The sequence below is a fragment of the Gordonia sputi NBRC 100414 genome, from assembly GCF_000248055.1.
Taxonomy (GTDB): domain Bacteria; phylum Actinomycetota; class Actinomycetes; order Mycobacteriales; family Mycobacteriaceae; genus Gordonia; species Gordonia sputi.
On record NZ_BAFC01000075.1, the window covers coordinates 75,685 to 95,979 of the forward strand.

Below are 20,295 nucleotides of genomic sequence, written 5' to 3' on the forward strand. Positions count from 1 at the left end.
ACACCTGGCGCTCAGCCCGACCGCTGAGAGGGTGTGTCGGTGCGGCGTCGGCGCTGCTCTGCCCGCTCGACCCAGTACCGTGCGCCTTCGGCAATCGCCTCGGTGACCGGCCTTGGTTGCCATCCGAGTTCGCGAACAGCCTTGTCGTGGCTCATCTCTGGAATGCAGTGCATCAGACGCACCGTGCCGATGCGTAGCTTGCCCGGTGTACGCGTAAGTGTGGACTTCGCCGAACCGACCGCGCCGGCGGCATAGAGCGCGGCACGGCCAAGCACGGGTCTGGGTGCGGCACGGCCTGCGGTTGCGGCGGCGGTGCGGATGACTTCGCCGAGATCGATGGACCGTTCCGAGACGATGTAGCGTTCGCCATTGCGTCCGCGTTCCGCGGCGAGGACGAGCGCATCTGCGGCGTCGTCGATACCGACTGATTCGCAACGCATCCCGCGCACGCCGAAGGGCAGTTTGCCGAGTGCGGCCCCCGCGACGAACGACCCATGCGGAGTGGGTACCGCATCTCCGGCGCCGTAGGTATTCGAGACACACATCGCAACGAGCGGTACAGCGTGCTCGCGTGCGTAGCCGAGCGCGAGTCGTTCCGCTGCGACCCGCGATCGCACATAGTCTGTTGCCCGGCGGTCCCAGTTGAACTCGGTGTTTTCGTCTGCGAGACCCGATTTCGGAATGCCGATGGTCGCCATGGTGCTGGTGAAGACGAAGCGGCGCAGTGGAATACGTGCAGCAACCTCCAACACGGAGCGCAGAAGCTCGACGTTGGTTTCGTACAACGGTGCGGGGTCGAGGAGCCACGCACGCGTGTCGACGGCGCAGTGGTAGACATCGGTACACCCCGACATCGCGTCGGCGAGTGTGTCTGCGTGAGTCAACTCGCCGACGTGCCGGTCGACGTCGAGGTCGTCGATCGTGCGTGTGTCGCTACTGGGGCGCACCAGGATTCGTACGTCTTCGCCCGAGTCGACGAGTCGACGTGTCAGCGTCGAACCGAGGAATCCGCTCGCCCCGATCACCAGGCTGGTCATCTCAGGCGCTCCGGGGCGAGATCGGCCACTGCCGCAGCCGTACGCTCGAGCATCACGCTGAACATCGCGTCACCTCTTTCTGTGGGTTGTGCAGCCGCGGCGCCGAAGACGATGATCAGCGGAGCCTGGATGAGGTTGTCGATGTAGTCGCGCCAGCAGTCGTCGAAGGTGTAGTCGAGGACGCTCGACGGCGTGCCGGGTGTCGACAGCGCAGCGCCCCATGCGCGCACCGCGTGGTGGTAGTCGGTGACGATGCTTTTCTCATGCATCCTGCGGTCGTCTGGGGTGAGACTCGTCGCGAGCAGAAACGCTATGTCACGCAGGGGATTCCCGGTGGTGATCGTCTGCCAGTCGAGTATGGACAGCGAGCCGTCGTCGCGAAACATGACGTTGTCGGCCCGAAGGTCGCCGTGGATGAGGGCGAAGTGCTCGGCAGGTGTCCGTATCCACGGGCCTGCGTCTCGGACCAACCAGTCGACGACGGACGACTGCGCGTCGCTCAATGCGAGACGCGCACGAAACACCTCGGCCATCGGGTCGAGCAGTGACTCCAACACGTCGCAATCGCTCGGCGTCGGGAGAGGGAAATCGTCGAGGAGTGTGGTGTCGTCCCACCGTGGGCCGTGCAGTCCTGCGGCCGCAACCGCGACCGCACGCACCTCTGCGGGACTGCACCCGGCGATCTGATCGCCTTGGCGGCCGTCGGCGATGTCTTCGAGGAGTAGGACGAACTCGCTCCCCGAATCGGAACTGACGGCAGCGAACATCGCGGGTGTCGGTACCCGGAAGGTCGAGGCGAGTTCCCGGTAGAAGCGGATCTCGTTTCGGAAAGCGCCTGAGCCGAACTCGCGCTGGGCGGCAGGGCCGGTTGCGAGCTTGGCGACCACCGTGTCGGGAAGGCGGCACGGCGCGGCGTGGCGCAGCGCAAGCCGATACGAACTCGCCATCTGGCCGGTTCCGACGGGCGTTGCGTCGACCTCGACGACGTGGGCGTCGTCGAAGCCGCTTGCGCAGAGGAGATCGGTGAGCCAGTCAGGTGTGACATCGCTGATGTCCGTGGGTATTTCGGCGCCTGGGTGAGTGGTCACAGCTCGGCTCCTCGCGGTGTTTTAGGCTCGGCTCCTCGCGGTGTCATCAGACCTGGATTCGCGGGCAGATTGCGTACGGTGGGGGAGCGCTTAGCGCGGTACGCGTCGACCACCGGCGCCAGCTCGGTCGGAGTAGCGCCGTGCAGGATGACAGAGTCGACGCCGAGATCGAATTGCCTCGCCACCGCGGTGGCGCGGTCAGACGCCGAACCGACGGCGCTGTCGGCGACCCAGTGTTGCGGAATCGCCTGTGTGAGTTCGTCGAGTTGTTCGGCCGTTGCGGTGGCGTCGATGGGGCCGGTGGCGTCGGAGAATGCAGACGTTGCGCGAACACGATCGAGATCGGCTGTGCTCCAGCGGTTCGCACGCATGAGTGCATCCGGGTAGCCCTGCAGGTAGGTGGCGAGACGGCCGTAGAGTCTGCGCAGACGGTCCTCGTACGCAAGCTCGTCGCCGACTGTTGCCAGCACCGACCAGATCCGAATCATGTCCGGATCACGGCCTGCGCGGACGGCTGAATCGCGAACGGTAGCCACTGCTTTCGACGTCGCCGCGTCGTCGAGAAAGGTGTGGAGGACGACGCCGTCGGCGATTCGTCCCGCCAGTTCCAGAGTTCTTTCACTCATGGTCACCAGCAGAATGGGCACGGGTGCAACGGCCACACCGAGATTCAGCAGTGGATACGAGCCCGCGGGGCCGTCGTGGCCGCCGATCATCTCACCGCGCCACAGTCGACGCAGCACGTCGCTGATGTCGGCCAACTGTGCACTGGTCACATCGTCGATGCCGAGGATCTGCCACTGTGCGGAGATGCCCCTGCCCAAGCCGAGCGCGAACCGGTCGTTCGTCAGCTCGGCGAGGGTTGCCGCCACCGTGGCGGTGACGATGGGATGCCTGGTGTTGTGATTTGTTGCGGCAGTGGCGATTCCCATGCGACTCGTTGCGGCACCGAGGGCTCCGCTGAGCACGGCTGCGTCTTTGATGTTGAACCGTTCGGACACGAACGCGGTGCCGAGTCCGATGCGCTCCGCCAACCTCGCCTCGTCGACGAGGTTGGCAGGGCTGACCGGATGCCGCGAGAGTGCGTAGTAGCCGAGCTCGGGGAGCATCGATTTTCCCGCGTGCATCGGTGTCACCGTCGAGATGTCACACGCTCGCGGGCGACGCCGCGCGGTATTCGGTGCCGCGTGGTTCGCGTACCCACAGGGTGTCGTCGCCTGCGCTCACGCCCTCGTGTTTGAGCTGACGTTTGACGATCTTGTTTGTCGCCGTCGTCGGCAGGTCGTCGGCGATGCGGACGTACCGTGGCCATGCTTTCGGCGACAGATCTGGCTGCGCCGCAAGGAATTGCGCGAACTCGCCTGGGGTCAAGGAACTGTCGTCGGTGAGGATGACGGCCGCCATCACCGCGTCGCCCACCTGATCGTCGGGAACCGCGTAGACGGCGACCTGACTGATGTCGGGGAGGCGCGACAGGATTCGCTCGATGGGCCCTGCCGTCATGTTCTCGCCGTCGACGCGCATCCAGTCGCCGGTTCGGCCCGCGAGGTAGAGCCATCCGTCGACGTCCTTGTAGGCGAGGTCGCCCGACCAGTACATGCCGTCGCGCAGCCTTTCCGACGTGGTCGCGGGGTCGTTGTAGTAGCCGGTGAACATGCCCGCGCCGGAGGTGTTGACGATCTCGCCGATCGCGTCGTCGGCGTTGACGAGTGCACCGGTGTCGTCGAATTGCGCTGGTGGACAATCGGTCCCGGTTGCGGGGTTGTAGACGGCGACGCCTGGGAATCCCTTCCCGACGGAGCCGCGTGGAGTTCCTGGTTCGCGGGTGATGATGATCGCCAACTCGGTGGAGCCGAAGCCATCCCAGACCTGGCAGTCGAAACGTCGTGCGAAGTCGTCGATGTCGCGGTCGGTGGCTTCGTTGCCGAACGCGGCGCGCAATGTGTTGTCTGCGTCGTCGGGTTGCTCGGGAGTCGCGAGGATGTAGGCGAGAGGTTTGCCGACGTAGTTCATGTAGGTGACGCCGTAGCGCCGAACGTCGTCGAGGAATCGTGACGCAGAGAATCTGGCGGGCACCATCGCCGCGCCGGAAACGGCAGCGACGCAATAGCCTCCGAGGAGCGCCGCGGAGTGGAAGAGCGGCATCGAGAGATAGCAGATGTCGTCGGAGGTGATGCCGAAGCGCTCGGCCAGGGGCGGCCCGGCGAACGGAACGAGCATGTGCGCCAACTGAACCGGCTTCGGGTTGCCGCTCGTGCCCGAGGTGAAGATCAGCATGAAGGGGTCGGTCGCGGTCGGTACCGAGTGCGGGGTCAGCTCTCCCGCGTCGGCGAGAAGTCGGGGCCACTCGGCGGATGATGTGTTGATGACCTCGACTCCGGGGAGCTCGAGGCCGTCGAGGAGTGGAAGGTGCTCGGCGTCGGTGAGCAGGATCTGGCAGTCGCCGCGCACGATGTCGTTGGCGAGAGCCTCGCCGCGTCGAGTGTTGTTGATCCCGACCGTCACGTACCCGCCGAGCGCGCCTGCGGCGAGCGCGATGAGCATCGCGGGACTGTTGTCGAGCAGGACGCCGATGTGCATCGGGCGCTCGGTGTCGGCGCGGCCGAGGACGGTGGCCGCGGTGCGCCGCGCGTCGTCGAGGTATTCGCGCCATGTCCAGCGACTGTCGTCGTACAGGATCGCGAGGGAGTCGTCGTTGTCACGGTCGATCAGGAGTTCAGTCACGGTCTGCGCCATGCGCCAAATCTAGAACCCGTTCTACGACGAGGTGTACAGATTCGAGAAATTGTCTACTAGTGCGTGGCGACGCCGCTCGACGTGGCGTTCAGTGAGAGATGGTGCCGCTTCCGGGACTCAGGGTGAACGTCGCGCCACCGCGTCCGACGACGCTCGTGGTGAACGAGATCGGTCCCGGCCCGGTCTGCAGTGCGGGGCTGAGCGCGGGCTTGCCCTCCTTGCATGCCGGGAACGTGGTGGTCCCGGACTTCTTGGTGGCGGTGTTGTGCCACTCGAACCCGACGACCGCCGAGCGCAGCGCCGCGGCGCAGGCGTTGCCCGGCATCGGCTCGAGCCACACGCGCAGTGTGTTCGGGTCGGGCGACGCCGCCGCGATCGGAGCGACGAACGCAGCAAAGGGGATATCGCCGCTGGTCGCGATGCCCGCATTCGGAGTCTGCGAGATCGACGACGCAGGGATCTGCGGGTCGGCGGCCGGCGCGGCGTGCGCGGACCCGGCCGTCGCCAGGAGCGTCGACGTGGCCGTCAGTCCGGTAGCAGCCGCGAGCGCAGCGCGCTGAAGTGTTCGTCCCATTGGTATCACCAGCCCCTTCTGTCACAGTTGGGGTTCACGGTACCAGCGTGGGCGTGGGCGCGCTCGGTCGCTGGGGTGGGGGTGGGGGGCGGGGGTGTCTGGCCGCTTCCGGCTGCGCCCGGGGCGCGGGAAGTAGGGGAAAGAACCTTTACGCGGGTTGTGTGCGTTTTCTCGAGATGTTGCGCGGGGAAGGTCGGGGAGTGGGGAAGGGTTCGACGGTGCGCGGGGAGCGTCGGGAGGGTGCTGCTGGCGCTGGCGGTGTGGGCCGCGCGGTGCGGCCCGCACGGGGTGCAAGAACTAGGGGAAGGAACCTTTCCGTGGGTTGTGTGCGTTTTCTCGAGAACTTGCGCGGGGAAGCGTCGGAGAGTGGGGGAAGGGTTCGACGGCGCGCGGGGAGCGTCGAAGAGGCTGTTGCTGGCACCGTCGGGCCGGTCGGTGTCGGCCGTGCGGGGTGCAGCAACTAGGGGAAAGAATTCTTCCGCGGGTTGTGTGCGTTTTCTCGAGAACTTGCGCGGGGAAGCGTCGGAGAGTGGGGGAAGAGTTCGACGACGCGCGGTGAGCGTCGAAGAGGCCGTTGCTGGCGCCGGCGCGCCGGTCGGAGTCGCCCGCGCGGGGTGCAGAAACTAGGGGAAGGAAACCCTTCCGCGGGTTTCGTACCTTTTCTCGGGAAGTTGCGCGGGGAAACGTCGACAAGTCGGGGAAAGAATCCTTCCCCTACTTTCGGCCGCGTGGGGTGGGGCTGTCGGCGAGGTGCGACGCGGCATACGCGCACACGGCGCGCGGAAGTGTCGGGTTCGTCGTATCTGCGGGTGAGATGGCTCACCGATCGTGGCGCAGCGGCGATTCAGGGGAGAACAGTGGAGATGTATTAGTTCGCATCCCTAATAATTGTCTATTGTTCGGAGGTTGTTGATGTCCACCCATCTTTCCGCCGATCCTGCTGCCGCGGTGTCCGCACGGCACCCCGACTCCGACGTTGCTGCCCGCCTGCGGGAGGAAACGTCGGTGGAGGGTGCACTTCGAGTTCTCTTCGAGGGGTACGCCGACCGTCCTGCGCTCGGGTTCCGTGACGCCGAGCACGAATCACGTTGGTCCACATCGAGTTTCCGTGAAGTCGGTAATCGGGTCGCGGCCTTCGCATCGCTCCTGCGCGACGCGGCGGGCGTCCGGCCCGGCGATCGGATCGCCACGCTGGGGTTCACCAGCGCCGACTACACGGCCGTGAGCCTCGCAATTCTCGGTCCCCTTCACGCGGTTGAGGTGCCGCTGCAGTCAGGGGCTGCGGATTCCGTGTTCGCTGATATCCTCGACGAGACCGAGGCCAAAGTCCTTGCGGTGTCGACGAACTCGTTGTCCAGGGTCACCACACTCATCGAGAACGGGACGCGCGCCGACCTTGCGCACCTCGTCGTCTTCGACGTCTCCGAAGCCGCACTCGACGCCGTCGAACGTGCGCGCGCTCTGTTGGAACCGCTCGGAATCACGGTCCACCACGCGCACTTCGACGCCGAGTCGTCGATCACCGACGACGCCGAAGAGGCACTGCAAGTCAGCGGCGACGCGCAACCCGACGACCTCGCGCTGCTGATCTACACCTCCGGCAGTACCGGCGCGCCGAAGGGGGCCATGTACACTCAGGACGCAGTGCTTCGGTTGATCAGACAGGGATTCGGACTCGAAACAGACTGTGCCACAGGGGAAGACGACGCGAGCGAAGACCACGCCTGGGTCACCCTGAACTTCTTGCCGATGAGTCACGTGATGGGCAGAGCGACGCTCATGCGAACGCTCGGCAACGGTGGAACCGCCTACTTCACCGCGCGGCCGGACCTGTCGGAACTCCTCGACGACCTCGCGGCCGTCGCGCCGACCGAACTGCACTTCGTGCCGCGTATCTGGGAGATGCTGCACCAGCAGTATCTGTCCGAAATCGAAGGCGTCGAGAGTGATTCGCACGCCGACGCCCTCGCCGCGATGCGGCGCCGCTACTTCGAGCGCGCACAACTCGCCGTGACCGGGTCGGCGCCGATCTCGCCCGAGGTCGTCGACTTCGTCGAGAGCATGCTCGACGCCCCACTCGTGGAGGGCTACGGATCGACGGAGGCGGGCGGGGTCATCCGCGACGGGGCGGTGATCCGACCGCCGGTCGTCGACTACAAGCTCGTCGACGTCCCCGAACTCGGTTATCGCACAACAGATACCCCGCACCCGCGCGGCGAGCTGCTCGTCAAGACCACCGACATCTTTGCCGGCTACTATCGGCGACCGGAGCTCACCGCGGAGATGTTCGACGACGACGGCTTCTATCGAACTGGCGACGTCATGGCAGAAACCGGACCCGATCAGCTCGTCTACCTCGACCGTCGGAACAACGTGTTGAAGTTGTCGCAGGGTGAGTTCGTGACGGTTGCGCGCGTCGAGAGCGCGTTGACCTCACCGCCGATCCGTCAGATCTACGTGTACGGCAACAGTGCACGCCCGTACCTGCTGGCCGTCGTCGTGCCAACCGATGACGCCGTCGACGGTGCTTCCGACGACGGGGAACTACACGCGACGCTGCTGCGAGCCGTCCGCGACATCGGCGAGCGCAACGGCCTTGCGCCGGTGGAGATCCCGCGCGACATCATCGTCGAACGCACCGCGTTCTCTGAGGCCAACGGCTTGTTGACCGGGATTCGCAAGCTCGCACGACCTCGCCTCAAGGAGGCGTACGGTCCCGCGCTCGAAGACCTGTACCTACACCTCGCGAATGCCCGCGCCGATCGACTTCGCGATGCTCGGGTATCCGCAGCGAGTCGGCCGACGCTCGACGTACTGATCGACATCGTCTCGGCCACACTCGATCTCGCCGGGAACGAGGTGACTGCGCACTCGAGGTTCACTGATCTCGGCGGTGACTCGCTGACGGCCGTCACCCTCGGGAACACGCTTCGCGATGTCTTCGACGCACAGGTCTCGGTGGGTGTGCTGACGAGTCCGTCCTCGGACCTCGCGGCCATCGCTGACTACATCGACGGACGGGAGGGCGAAGCACGCCCCACGGCAGACACCGTGCACGCCGACCAGCAGCACCTGCGTGCCGACGAACTCACCGTCGACGCCTTTCTCGACGAGGCAACACTGGCTGGAGCGTCGACCGTGCCGCCTGCCGCCGAGACGGTGCGTGAGGTATTGCTCACCGGGGCAACAGGATTCCTCGGTCGATACCTCACCGTCGAGTGGCTACGGCGCGTTGCCTGCGTCGATGGCCACGTCACCTGTCTGGTCCGAGCGTCCGATGACGACACCGCCCGGCGACGCCTCGACGCGGTCTTCGATGTCGGCGACGGTCCGCTGCGGTCCGACTACTTGCGGCTGGCGCCAGATCACCTGACGGTGCTCGCGGGTGACAAGGACTCGCCGAGTCTCGGACTCGACGACGCGGTGTGGAACCGGCTCGCTGCCGACGTCGACCTCATCGTCGACCCCGCGGCACTGGTCAATCATCTGTTGCCCTATCGGGAGTTGTTCGGCCCGAACGTTTCTGGGACAGCAGAACTCATCCGCCTCGCGCTGACGACGACCCGTAAGCCCTACGTCTACATCTCGACCGTCGGAGTAGCTGACCAGGTGGGCTCCGCGGAACTGGTGGAGGACAAAGACATTCGTGAGCTCAACGCGACGCGCGAGGTACACGAGGGCTACGCGAACGGCTACGGCAACAGCAAGTGGGCGGGGGAGGTGCTGTTGGCAGACGCCCACGACCGTTTCGGGCTGCCCGTCAGCGTGTTCCGCTGCGACATGATCGTGGCCGACGACAGCGACCTCGGTCAGCTGAACCTGCCGGACATGTTCACGCGCCTGCTGATGAGCGTCCTGGCGACGGGCCTCGCACCACAGTCGTTCTACCGACTCGACGCCGACGGTGGTCGGGGAACAGCGCACTACGACGCGCTTCCTGTCGACTTCCTGGCCGCGGCCATCTCGACTCTCGCGGTCAGCGACGGTCACGTCACGTACAACGCGGTCAATCCGCACTCCGACGGCATCGACCTCGACACGTTCGTCGGCTGGCTCATCGAGTCCGGCGAAGAGATCGCACTCGTCGACGAGTACGACCACTGGTACCGGCTCTTCTCCGACGCCCTGGTCGATCTGCCGGAGAAGCAACGTCGACACTCATTGATCCCGCTGCTGCACAATTACGTGCGCCCGGTCGAACCTGTCGACGCCGGTGTGGTGAACGCGCCGCTCTTCGCCGAGGCGGTTCGTTCGGGACAGGTGACCACAGCGACGGCCGAGTACGCCGACATCCCGCACATCACCTCGCAGGTGATCGCCAACTACGCGCGTAGGCTGCGAACCCTCGGGGTCGTCTGAGTGTGATCGGACTCCCTGCGCCCCGGGGTCGGACTCCGGCCCCGGGACGTGGGGTGATGAAGTGAACCCATGAACGACAACAACCACGACGACAAGCACGACGACGCCGGTGGCGTGCCGACGACAGATGCGTTGCGGGATCCGGTCGCGGCGTTCGGTGTCGGAGCACTGCGTATCGACGACGGTGTGGTCTTTGCGGAGCAGCAACTCGGCCCGCGTTTCGCCGATCATCGCGGACTCATCGCCTCCCCGCATACGCGGTCCTTTTCGACCACATCGGCGGCATCCCGTATCACCGCGCCACTGACTCGCCGTGCATGCAGGCTCGCCTGGCGTTGTCGACGGTCGGCCGGGCAGGACTCACCGACCACCTCACCGGCACGGCGCAACTGCTGATGCACGACGCCAAGGTCGGTGTCACCGAGATCCGCGTCGGCGACGGCACCGAGGACTTCTGCGTCGGCACCGCGCGCAACGTCGCCGTGGGACGGGCCGTTCCGGACGATTTCGACAACGCAGAGTTGGCGCACGACATCCCCGACGCCGCGTCGCTCGATGCTGTTCTTGCACAACCGATTCCGGTTGATCTCGACGGCGAGGCCATCGTCGAACAGATCGCTCGGGGAGAGCGTGACCGTGGTCCGCTCGCCGAGTTGCTCAACGCCACCATTGATGTCGACGGCGCGCCGTCGAATGCCCTGCGACTCGTTGTCGACACGGAGGCATGGATGGGCAACATGTTCGGGACCATGCACGGTGGCGTGATCGGCACCATCGTCGGTGCGGCGTGCTCGCTCGCGGGGCAGCAGAGGGCTCGTGCCGGCCAGGAGTATCGCGTCGGTGATCTCTCGGTGGCGTACTTCCGCTCACCGCCGGTCGACGGTAGTCGTGTGATCGTCGACGTCGAGCCGTTGAAGGTGGGGCGTCGAATCGCGACGTTCTCGACGCGCATGACCGGCCCCGACGGCACGCTGCTCGCCGACGGCGCCGCGGACATCCACTTCCGCTGAAAACGCGCTACTCGACGGCGATACCGAGGTGGGCAGCGAACTGCTCGGCCAGCCCGACGGCCTGATGGGCGGTGATCGTCGCGCCGGCAAGCCCTCCGAGATTGCGTACGTTGCCAACTCGGAGGTTGCGGAGATCGACGTCGGTCAGCGTGGCGCGATGGACGTCGAGCGAGGTGACGGTGGTGTCGTCGAAGGCGACGCGCATCAACGTGGCCTCCGAGACGTCGAGTTCGTCGATGACGCACGACCGGAAGATCACGTCGCGAGCCTCGTTGCCGCTGAGGTTGACCAGACCGAGCTTGCAGTCGGAGATGATCACCGAACGCATCTTTCCGCCGAAGAGGTCGAGCGCGCCGATTCGGCTGTTCTCGATGCGCACGTTGTGCAGCATCGAGCGCGGCGCGAACACTCGTGCGCTGCTCACCTCGTCGAGTCTGCTGTCGACGATGCGGACGCCGGTGAGGTCGGCATCGTCGAGCGACGTGCGCACCACGGCGCACGTCGTGAGCGAGACGTCGCCGAAATCGACGCCCGCGAGGTCGGTGTCGGCGATCAGGGAAGCCTCGATCACGTCACCGACGACGACATCCCGCGCGTTCAACGGTTCGAGGTGGGGAGTTGGTAGCCGACTGATGCGGGGCGGTCGAAAACTCATCGTCGACAAGCCTACGTGGGTGCTATGACAGGCCTCCGAACTGGGCGGATGGAAAAAACAAGCAAGCGTGATTGCTTTTTACGGTCGACTGTGTGACGCTGCTTACATGTCGATCGTGAGTGATCTCGTGGCTGATCTCGCCGCCGCAGGAGATGAACTGGACGCGCTGGTGTCGTCGCTCGACGATGCTTCGTGGCACGCCGATACTCCGGCGCCGGGGTGGACGGTCGCGCACCAGATCGCGCACCTGTACTGGACGGACAAGGTGGCGCTCCTCGCGGCCACCGACCCCGAAGCCTTCGCCGAGGTCGTCGCAGAGGCGATGCGCAACATCGACGGCTTCACCGATGTGACCGCCGAAGAAGGCGCCGCACGCCCCAAGGGCGAGTTGCTCGACGACTGGCGCGCCGCGCGCGCCGCACTGGGGCAGGCACTCGTCGACGTCCCGGATGGCGCGAAGATCCCGTGGTTCGGACCGCCGATGTCTGCGGCGTCGATGGCCACCGCACGGATCATGGAGACCTGGGCGCACGGACTCGACATAGCCGACGCGCTCGGCGTCGAACTCGAACCGACCGACAGCATCCGGCACGTCGCTCACATCGGTGTCCGCACGCGCGATTTCGCGTATGCGGTCAACGGGATGACACCGCCGCAGCGGCCTTTCCGGATCGAACTGGTCGCGCCGTCGGGCGAGCTGTGGACGTGGGGACCCGATGATCCCGACGCCGTCGACGGCACGGTGCGCGGGCCCGCCGTCGACTTCTGTCAGCTCGTCACCCAGCGACGTGCACTCGCAGACCTCGACCTGCAACTCGACGGCGAGCGCGCCCGCGAATGGGCCGCGATCGCACAGTGTTTCGCTGGTCCTCCCGGAGCGGGCCGTGCCCCGCGTAACGCCGCAACCTTCTGAACGCCCGAGCACAAGAACTGTCCGCACAGTCGACCATCCGAATCGGAGTAGCGATGACTTCAACCACAAGTCGCACCAACACCAGCCGATCGAACCGCCCCGTCCGAATCGGCAACGCCTCGGGCTTCTATGGCGATCGCTTCAGCGCGATGCGCGAGATGCTCGAGGGTGGTGAACTCGACTATCTGACAGGCGATTATCTCGCCGAGCTGACCATGCTCATCCTCGGCCGCGATCGGTTGAAGGACCCGAAAACGGGTTACGCCAAGACATTTCTGCGTCAAATGGAGGAGTGCCTCGGGCTCGCCGTCGACAAGGGCGTGCGGATCGTGAGCAACGCGGGCGGCCTCAACCCGCACGGCCTCGCGGTTGCGCTGCGCGAACTGGCGGACAAGCTCGGCGTCGACGCATCGATCGCGTTCGTCGACGGCGACGACATCCTCGACCGCGCAGACGATCTCGGACTCGGCACACCGCTGACGGCAAACGCATACCTCGGGGCCTTCGGCATCAAGTCGGCGCTCGATTCGGGTGCTGACGTCGTCGTCACCGGGCGGATCACCGATGCCTCGTTGACCGTCGGGCCAGCTGCGAGCGCATTCGATTGGGAGTACGGCGATCTCGACGCTCTGGCGGGCGCTGTCGTCGCGGGTCACGTGATCGAATGCGGCGCGCAGGCGACAGGCGGCAACTATTCGTTCTTCACGGAGCTGCCCCGGATGGGACACCTCGGATTCCCTATCGCGGAGATCGCCTCCGACGGCACGTCGGTGATCACCAAACACCCCAACACCGGCGGTGCGGTGACCGTGGGAACCGTGACGGCACAACTGCTTTACGAGGTCGGTGGTCCTCGCTACCTCGGCCCGGACGTGACCACCCGGCTCGACACCATCTCGCTGCGTTCCGACGGTGAGGATCGGGTGGCGATCAGTGGTGTCAAGGGCGAGGCGCCGCCCGAGACGGTCAAGGTCTCGCTCAACCATCTCGCAGGCATCCGCAACGAGATCACCGTCGCGATCACCGGACTCGATATCGAGGACAAGGCCGAACTGTTCCGCGATCAGTTCCGCGCGGAACTGTCGTCGGTGCCCGAGCAGATGACGTGGGAGTTGGTACGACTCGATCGACCCGACGCGCAGACAGAGGAACAGGCGACGGCGCTGCTGCGCTGCGTTGCCCGAGATACCGACCCCGAGAAGGTCGGCCGTGCATTCAGCAACACCGCTGTTGAACTGGCGCTGGCGACCTTTCCCGGATTCACGATGCTCGCACCCCCCGGAAAGGGCGCTCCCTTCGGCGTTTTCGAGCCGGGATACGTCGACGCGAAGCTCGTCGATCATCGTGTGTCCTTCGCAGACGGCGTGAGCGAGAGCATCGAACCGAGTCCACTGCGTACCCAGGTTCCCGCTGACGAGTCCGAACCGCGCAGCGTCGTCGACGTCGACGATCCCGGGCCCACCGCGGCGTCGCCACTCGGTCTGGTGGCCGGAGCGCGCAGCGGCGACAAGGGAGGCAGCGCCAATATCGGTGTGTGGGTACGTAATCCAGACCACTTCGACTGGCTCGACGCGACGCTCGACGTCGACCTGATCAAGAAGCTCCTGCCGGAGATCGCCGACCTCGAGGTCAAGCGTTTTCGGCTGCCCAACCTGTCGGCGCTGAACTTCGTCATCGAGGGAGTGCTCGGGCGCGGCGTCGCCGACAATGTGCGCTTCGACCCGCAGGCCAAGGGGATGGGCGAGTGGCTGCGTTCACGACCTGTGCCCATACCGCTGAGCTTCGTCGCCGAGACGGCCTCTGCCGCGCCATCATCCGAGTCTTCGGAAAGGAACTGAGCTGTGCCACTTGTAGATCCGCAGTGGGAGACGCCGGAACGACGCGCCCTGCGTGACGCGGTTCGCGGATTCGTCGAACGTCATGTGCTGCCTAATCAGGACGAGTGGGAACGCGACGGCCTGATTCCCCGCGAGTTGCACTCCGAGGCAGCCAAACTCGGTCTCTTCGGACTGGGCATCGACGAGTCCGTCGGTGGCAGTGGTGGCGACCTCATCGATGCGTCGATTCTGGGCGAAGAGTTCCACTACGCGGGTGGTGCCGCGGGCGTCTTCGCGTCGCTGTTCACGCACGGAATCGCGTTGCCGCACTTGATCGCCGCAGGCGATCCCGACCAGATCGACCGATGGGTGCGGCCGACGCTCGCAGGCGAGAAGATCGGCAGCCTTGCGATCACCGAGCCGGGCGGCGGAAGCGACGTCGGGCATCTGACGACGCGGGCACAGCGCGATGGCGACGACTTCATCGTCAACGGCGCCAAAACCTACATCACCTCCGCGGTGCGCGCCGACTTCGTCGTCACCGCGGTACGTAAAGGCGGACCGGGAGCGTCCGGGGTCTCGCTTCTCGTGATCGAGAAGGACACACCGGGTTTCACGGTGACGCGCAAGCTCGACAAGATGGGGTGGCGCAGTTCGGACACCGCGGAGTTGGCCTTTGTCGACGTACGCGTTCCGGCGACGAACCTCGTCGGCGCCGAGAACAGCGGATTCGCCCAGATCGCCGCGGCGTTCGTGACCGAACGGTCCGGACTCGCCGTGCAGGCCTACGCCAGTGCGCAACGCTGCCTCGACCTCACTCTCGACTGGACCCGCGAACGCGAGACCTTCGGCAAGCCGCTCGCCGCCCGACAGTCGGTGCAGGACACGCTGACCGAGATGGCTCGACGCATCGACGTTGCGCGGACCTACGCGCGTGGGGTCGTCAACCGCAAGGTGACGTCCGACGACGACCTGATCGCCGAGGTGTGTTTCGCGAAGAACACCGCGGTGCAGACCGGGGAGTGGGTGGCCGACAAGGCTGTTCAGCTCTTCGGTGGCCTCGGCTACATGACGGGCACCGAGGTCGAGCGTCAGTATCGGGACATGCGAATCCTGGGGATCGGTGGGGGAACCACCGAGATCCTGAGCGGGCTCGCGGCAAAACGACTCGGCTACATCGCACAGGGGAGCACACGATGACCGCATTGCGTTCGACGATCGACTCGACGAGTGACGACTTCACCGCCGCACGCGATTCGATGCTGGAGAAGCTCGACCAGATACACGGTGAACTCGACAAGGCCCTCGCGGGTGGCGGTGACAAGTACGTCGAGCGGCATCGCAAGCGCGGCAAGATGACCGCGCGTGAGCGCATCGAGATGCTGCTCGACGAGGATTCGGACTTTCTCGAACTGTGCCCGCTCGCGGCGTATGGGTCGGACTTCCACGTCGGAGCGTCGGTCGTCGTGGGGATCGGCGTCGTCGAGGGGGTCGAATGTCTCGTCGTTGCCAGTGACCCGACGGTCAAGGGCGGGACGTCGAATCCGTGGACGCTGCGTAAGACACTGCGCGCCAACGATATCGCCATGCAGAACAGACTCCCGGTGATCTCGCTCGTCGAGTCGGGTGGTGCCGATCTGCCGACGCAGAAGGAGGTGTTCGTCCCCGGCGGGCGGATGTTCCGCGATCTGACGCGGCTGTCGGCGGCGGGTATCCCGACCATCGCATTGGTCTTCGGTAACTCGACGGCCGGCGGAGCGTACATCCCGGGCATGAGCGATCACGTCGTGATGATCGACGGACGCTCCAAGGTGTTCCTCGGCGGACCGCCGCTGGTGAAGATGGCCACCGGCGAGGAAAGCGACGACGAGTCCCTTGGCGGCGCTCAGATGCACGCGCGCACGTCGGGTCTTGCCGACTACTACGCCGCCGACGAACAGGATGCGATCCGGATCGGGCGTCGGATCGTGTCGCGGCTCAACTGGACCAAGGCGGGCGGACAACCGCGCGCGCAGGTGCGGGAACCGCGCTACGACCCCGAGGAACTCCTCGGCATCGTCCCGCCAGATCTCAAGATCCCGTTCAACCCGCGCGACGTGATCGCGCGCGTCGTCGACGACAGCGATTTCGACGAGTTCAAGCCCGAGTACGGCAACTCGCTGTGCACGGGATGGGCCGACATCCACGGCTATCCCGTCGGCATCCTGGCCAACGCGCAAGGTGTGTTGTTCAGCCAGGAGGCGCAGAAGGCCACGCAGTTCATCGAGCTCGCCAATCGCTCCAACACGCCGCTGCTGTTCCTGCACAACACAACCGGTTACATGGTCGGTAAGGAGTACGAACAGAACGGCATCATCAAGCACGGCGCGATGATGATCAACGCGGTGTCGAATTCGAAGGTGCCGCACCTGTCGGTGCTGATGGGTGCCAGCTACGGCGCGGGTCACTACGGAATGTGCGGGCGGGCATACGATCCGCGATTCTTGTTCGCCTGGCCGAGCGCGAAGTCGGCGGTGATGGGAGCCGCGCAACTGGCAGGCGTCATCTCGATCGTCTCGCGCGCGGCGACCGAGGCTCGTGGCGGCACTGTCGACGAGGCGGCAGACGCGGGGATGCGGCAGATGATCGAGGCGCAGATCGAGGCCGAATCGGTGCCCGCGTTCTTGTCGGGCATGCTCTACGACGACGGTGTGATCGACCCGCGTGACACGAGAACCGTTCTGGGGCTGTGCTTGTCGGCGATCCATAACGGTCCGGTCGAGGGGACGTCGAGTTTCGGCGTCTTCCGGATGTGAGGTGTGAGATGACAGAACAACATTCAACGATCACCTCGGTGCTTGTCGCCAATCGCGGCGAGATCGCGCGACGTGTGTTCGTGACCTGTCGTCAGATGGGCCTCGGGACCGTTGCGGTCTACTCCGATCCGGACGCCGATGCGCCGCACGTCGCCGCAGCCGATGTCGCTGTGGCACTTCCCGGCTCGACGTCGGCAGAGACCTATCTGCGCGGTGACAAGATCATCGAGGCCGCCAAGCTCGCGGGCGCGGATGCGATTCATCCCGGCTACGGATTCCTCTCGGAAAACGCGGAGTTCGCGCAATCGGTGATAGACGCGGGACTGACGTGGATCGGGCCCCCACCCGGGGCGATCGACGCGATGGGGTCAAAGGTCAACGCCAAGAAGCTGATGGCCGACGCAGGCGTACCCGTCCTGGGCGACATCGACCCTGCCGGAGTCACCGAGAGCGACCTCCCACTGCTGATCAAGGCGTCTGCGGGCGGCGGTGGACGCGGCATGCGGATCGTGCGGTCGGTCGACGAGTTGGCCGAGCAGGTTGCCGCTGCCGAACGCGAAGCGGCGTCGGCCTTCGGTGATCCGACGGTCTTCTGCGAGCCGTATGTCGAACGGGGACACCACATTGAGGTGCAGGTGCTCGCCGACGAGCACGGCGCCGTCTGGGCCGTCGGAGAGCGTGAATGCTCGATCCAGCGTCGTCACCAGAAGGTGATCGAGGAGGCCCCTGCGCCTCTCGTCGAACGGATCGGCGGAGATCTCCGTGAACGCCTCTACGACGCCGCCAGGAAGGCCGTGTCGGCGATCGGCTACACGGGTGCGGGAACCGTGGAATTCCTCGCCGACGAGACCGGTCGCTTCTACTTCCTGGAGACCAATACGCGTCTGCAGGTGGAACATCCGGTCACGGAACTCACGACGGGGACCGACCTCGTTGCCTGGCAACTGCGTGTCGCGATGGGCGAGCACCTCGACGTCGAGGAGCCCGGTACTCGCGGCCACGCGATCGAGGTCCGCCTCTACGCCGAGGATCCGTCTGCGGGATGGCAACCGCAGTCGGGAACCATGCACCGCATCGAGATCGACGCGCAGACGCATTTCGGTCCGCTCGACCGTCCGGGCGTGCGTGTGGACGCGGGTATCGAATCAGGCTCGGAGATCTCGACGTTCTACGATCCGATGTTGGCCAAGGTCATCAGTTGGGCGCCGACACGTGCTCGTGCCGCTGCGATTCTCGCCAGAGCGCTGTCCGACGCGGCGCTCCACGGCCCGACAACCAACCGCGACATGCTGGTGAACACGCTGCGGGAGCCGACGTTCCTCAGCGGCGATACCGACACCGGATATCTCGACCAGATCGGCCTCGACGTCTTGTCGGCGCCGCTGGCCGACGAGTCGACGGTGACACTCGCCGCCGTTGCCGCAACGCTGGCGGAGGTGGCCGTCAACCGGGAACGCGCTCGCGTCCAGCGAAGTCTGCCCGCAGGCTGGCGGAACATGCCGTCGCAGTACTCGCACAAGACGTTCCGTACCGACGACGACGTCGAACACGAGGTTCGATACCGGTGCACCCGAGGCGGGAGCGTCGAGCTTCCCGACGTCGCCGACACCAAGGTCGTATCCACGACGACAGAGCAGGTCGTACTCTCCCACAACGGCATTCGACGGACCTTCGACGTCGCGCGATACTGCGACGACGTCTACGTCGACACCGCAGGCGCGTCGGTGCACTTCCGTCGGCCGCCGCGATTCGTCGATCCCAGTGCCGTTGCGCGACCGGGTTCGCTCCTCGCGCCGATGCCGGGTTCGGTGATCCGCGTTGCGGTTTCCGAAGGCGACCGTGTGACCGCCGGTCAGCCGTTGATCTGGCTCGAGGCGATGAAGATGGAGCACACCGTCGCGGCTCCCGCCGACGGTGTGGTCAGCACGCTCGCCGTCGAAGCGGGACGCCAACTCGCCGTCGGCGATGTGCTTGCGATCATCACCGATGAGGCCGACAACGACAGCGAGACAGAGCATTCCGACGCACCAACACCTCAGGAGACATCCGCATGAGCTTCGTCGAAACGGCTGAACGGGCCGATCTGCGTGCATCGGTGGCCGCGCTGGCCACCAAGTACGGGCAGGACTACTTCCGCGAATGCGCCCGTGAGGGTCGCAAGACCGACGAATTGTGGTCGGAGGCGGGCAAACTGGGCTTCATCGGGGTGAATCTTCCCGAGGAGTACGGCGGTGGCGGCGCAGGAATGTACGAGTTGTCGATCGTGATGGAGGAGATCGCGGCGGCGGGCACCGGCCTGCTGATGCTCGTTGTCTCGCCGGCCATCTGCGGCAACATCATTGCGCGCTTCGGCACCGACGAGCAGCGCGACCGGTGGCTGCCAGGGCTTGCGGACGGATCGATCACCATGGCCTTCGGTATCACCGAACCCGACGCCGGATCGAATTCGCATCAGATCACCACCACGGCATCGCGCGACGGATCGGACTGGGTCCTCAACGGGCGCAAGGTGTACATCTCCGGTGTCGATCAGGCCGATGCCGTTCTCATCGTGGGTCGGAGCGAGGATGCGAAGACCGGCAAGTTGCGGCCCGCGCTGTTCATCGTGCCCACGGACGCACCGGGGTTCGAATACAAGATGATCGACATGGAATTGGTGAACCCGGAAAAGCAGTTCGGGCTCTACCTCGACGATGTGCGCCTGCCTGCTGACGCACTCGTCGGCTCCCCGGACGCGGCACTGAGCCAACTCTTCGCCGGTCTGAATCCAGAACGCATCATGGCTGCGGCGTCGGCGGTGGGGATGGGTCGTTTCGCGCTGGGCAAAGCCGTCGACTACGTGAAGGAGCGCACGGTCTGGAAGACCCCGATCGGAGCGCACCAGGCCATCGCACATCCGCTGGCGCAGGGCAAGATCGAACTCGAGATGGCCAAGCTCATGATGCAGAAGGCCGCCACCCTCTACGACGCGGGAGACGACTGGGGCGCTGCCGAACCGGCGAACATGGCGAAGTATGCGGCCGCCGAGGCGTGCGTCAAGATCGTCGACCAAGCCGTTCAGTCCATGGGTGGCAACGGACTGACAACCGAATACGGTGTGGCGCCGCTGCTTTCGCTCGCTCGAATTGCGCGTGTGGCACCGGTCAGCCGCGAGATGGTGCTGAACTTCGTCGCGCAGACCAGTCTTGGACTGCCGAAGTCGTACTGATTCGTCCCGGCACCGCCGTTTCCGATTCGCCATTCATCCCAGACCAACCACAGCAGACCAACTCTGACCGAGGACCACAGGAAGGCGCAGGTCGATGACCACC

15 protein-coding genes are annotated in these 20,295 nt (G+C 65.6%); 9 read left to right on the forward strand and 6 right to left on the reverse strand.

The features are described 5' to 3' along the window. Positions 1 to 11: 11 nt before the first annotated feature. From GOSPT_RS12675 to GOSPT_RS12695, 5 genes are all read right to left on the reverse strand, one after another. Positions 12 to 1,037 carry an NAD-dependent epimerase/dehydratase family protein gene (locus tag GOSPT_RS12675; protein WP_005206589.1) on the reverse strand — a complete coding sequence of 342 codons (1,026 nt, stop codon included), beginning with the start codon at positions 1,035 to 1,037 and terminating at the stop codon, positions 12 to 14. Beyond that, complete coding sequence (locus tag GOSPT_RS12680; protein ID WP_005206590.1) at positions 1,034 to 2,125, reverse strand: phosphotransferase family protein; 1,092 nt, start codon at positions 2,123 to 2,125, stop codon at positions 1,034 to 1,036. Before GOSPT_RS12680 ends, GOSPT_RS12675 begins: the two co-directional genes overlap by 4 nt. Continuing rightward, complete coding sequence (locus GOSPT_RS12685; protein ID WP_005206591.1) at positions 2,122 to 3,252, reverse strand: TIGR03857 family LLM class F420-dependent oxidoreductase; 1,131 nt, start codon at positions 3,250 to 3,252, stop codon at positions 2,122 to 2,124. Before GOSPT_RS12685 ends, GOSPT_RS12680 begins: the two co-directional genes overlap by 4 nt. 19 nt (positions 3,253 to 3,271) lie before the next feature. Then, positions 3,272 to 4,861, reverse strand: a complete 1,590-nt coding sequence (gene fadD1 / locus GOSPT_RS12690; protein WP_005206592.1) for a fatty-acid--CoA ligase FadD1 — start codon at positions 4,859 to 4,861, stop codon at positions 3,272 to 3,274. 88 nt (positions 4,862 to 4,949) lie between these two features. Beyond that, a complete protein-coding gene (locus GOSPT_RS12695) occupies positions 4,950 to 5,435 on the reverse strand; it encodes a hypothetical protein (protein WP_210734262.1) in 486 nt (161 codons plus the stop codon). Between the two features lie 912 nt (positions 5,436 to 6,347). On the opposite strand from GOSPT_RS12695, the gene car reads away from it, so the two are divergent. From car to GOSPT_RS12705, 3 genes are all read left to right on the forward strand, one after another. Continuing rightward, a complete protein-coding gene (gene car / locus GOSPT_RS12700; RefSeq protein ID WP_005206594.1) occupies positions 6,348 to 9,794 on the forward strand; it encodes a carboxylic acid reductase in 3,447 nt (1,148 codons plus the stop codon). 69 nt (positions 9,795 to 9,863) lie between these two features. Continuing rightward, positions 9,864 to 10,190, forward strand: coding sequence for a hypothetical protein (locus GOSPT_RS24320; protein ID WP_005206595.1), 327 nt, complete (start codon positions 9,864 to 9,866; stop codon positions 10,188 to 10,190). Further along, positions 10,112 to 10,804, forward strand: a complete 693-nt coding sequence (locus GOSPT_RS12705) for a PaaI family thioesterase (RefSeq protein ID WP_245548717.1) — start codon at positions 10,112 to 10,114, stop codon at positions 10,802 to 10,804. The genes GOSPT_RS24320 and GOSPT_RS12705 overlap by 79 nt, the downstream gene beginning before the upstream one ends. 7 nt (positions 10,805 to 10,811) lie before the next feature. Here GOSPT_RS12705 and GOSPT_RS12710 read toward each other — a convergent pair whose 3' ends face one another. After that, a complete protein-coding gene (locus tag GOSPT_RS12710; protein ID WP_039855871.1) occupies positions 10,812 to 11,459 on the reverse strand; it encodes a pentapeptide repeat-containing protein in 648 nt (215 codons plus the stop codon). A 106-nt stretch (positions 11,460 to 11,565) separates the two neighbouring features. Here GOSPT_RS12710 and GOSPT_RS12715 point away from each other — a divergent pair, with 106 nt between their 5' ends. Genes GOSPT_RS12715 through GOSPT_RS12740 form a run of 6 tightly spaced genes read left to right on the forward strand, consistent with a single transcriptional unit; the run spans position 11,566 to position 20,192 of the window. Next, positions 11,566 to 12,372 (forward strand): TIGR03084 family metal-binding protein, encoded by an 807-nt coding sequence (locus tag GOSPT_RS12715; RefSeq protein ID WP_039855872.1) that lies wholly within the window; start codon positions 11,566 to 11,568, stop codon positions 12,370 to 12,372. A gap of 53 nt (positions 12,373 to 12,425) precedes the next feature. Then, complete coding sequence (locus GOSPT_RS12720) at positions 12,426 to 14,210, forward strand: acyclic terpene utilization AtuA family protein (RefSeq protein ID WP_005206599.1); 1,785 nt, start codon at positions 12,426 to 12,428, stop codon at positions 14,208 to 14,210. A 3-nt stretch (positions 14,211 to 14,213) separates the two neighbouring features. Beyond that, on the forward strand, positions 14,214 to 15,389 hold the full coding sequence (locus GOSPT_RS12725) for an acyl-CoA dehydrogenase family protein (protein ID WP_005206600.1): 1,176 nt from the start codon (positions 14,214 to 14,216) through the stop codon (positions 15,387 to 15,389). Further along, the gene (locus GOSPT_RS12730; protein WP_005206601.1) at positions 15,386 to 16,984 is read left to right on the forward strand and encodes an acyl-CoA carboxylase subunit beta; all 1,599 of its coding nucleotides are present in this window, start codon (positions 15,386 to 15,388) and stop codon (positions 16,982 to 16,984) included. Before GOSPT_RS12725 ends, GOSPT_RS12730 begins: the two co-directional genes overlap by 4 nt. A gap of 8 nt (positions 16,985 to 16,992) precedes the next feature. Then, positions 16,993 to 19,038: an acetyl/propionyl/methylcrotonyl-CoA carboxylase subunit alpha gene (locus GOSPT_RS12735; protein ID WP_005206602.1), complete on the forward strand. Its 2,046-nt coding sequence runs from the start codon at positions 16,993 to 16,995 to the stop codon at positions 19,036 to 19,038. Next, entirely contained in the window at positions 19,035 to 20,192 is a 1,158-nt protein-coding gene (locus tag GOSPT_RS12740; protein ID WP_005206603.1) for an acyl-CoA dehydrogenase family protein, read from the forward strand. The genes GOSPT_RS12735 and GOSPT_RS12740 overlap by 4 nt, the downstream gene beginning before the upstream one ends. Positions 20,193 to 20,295: the final 103 nt, after the last annotated feature.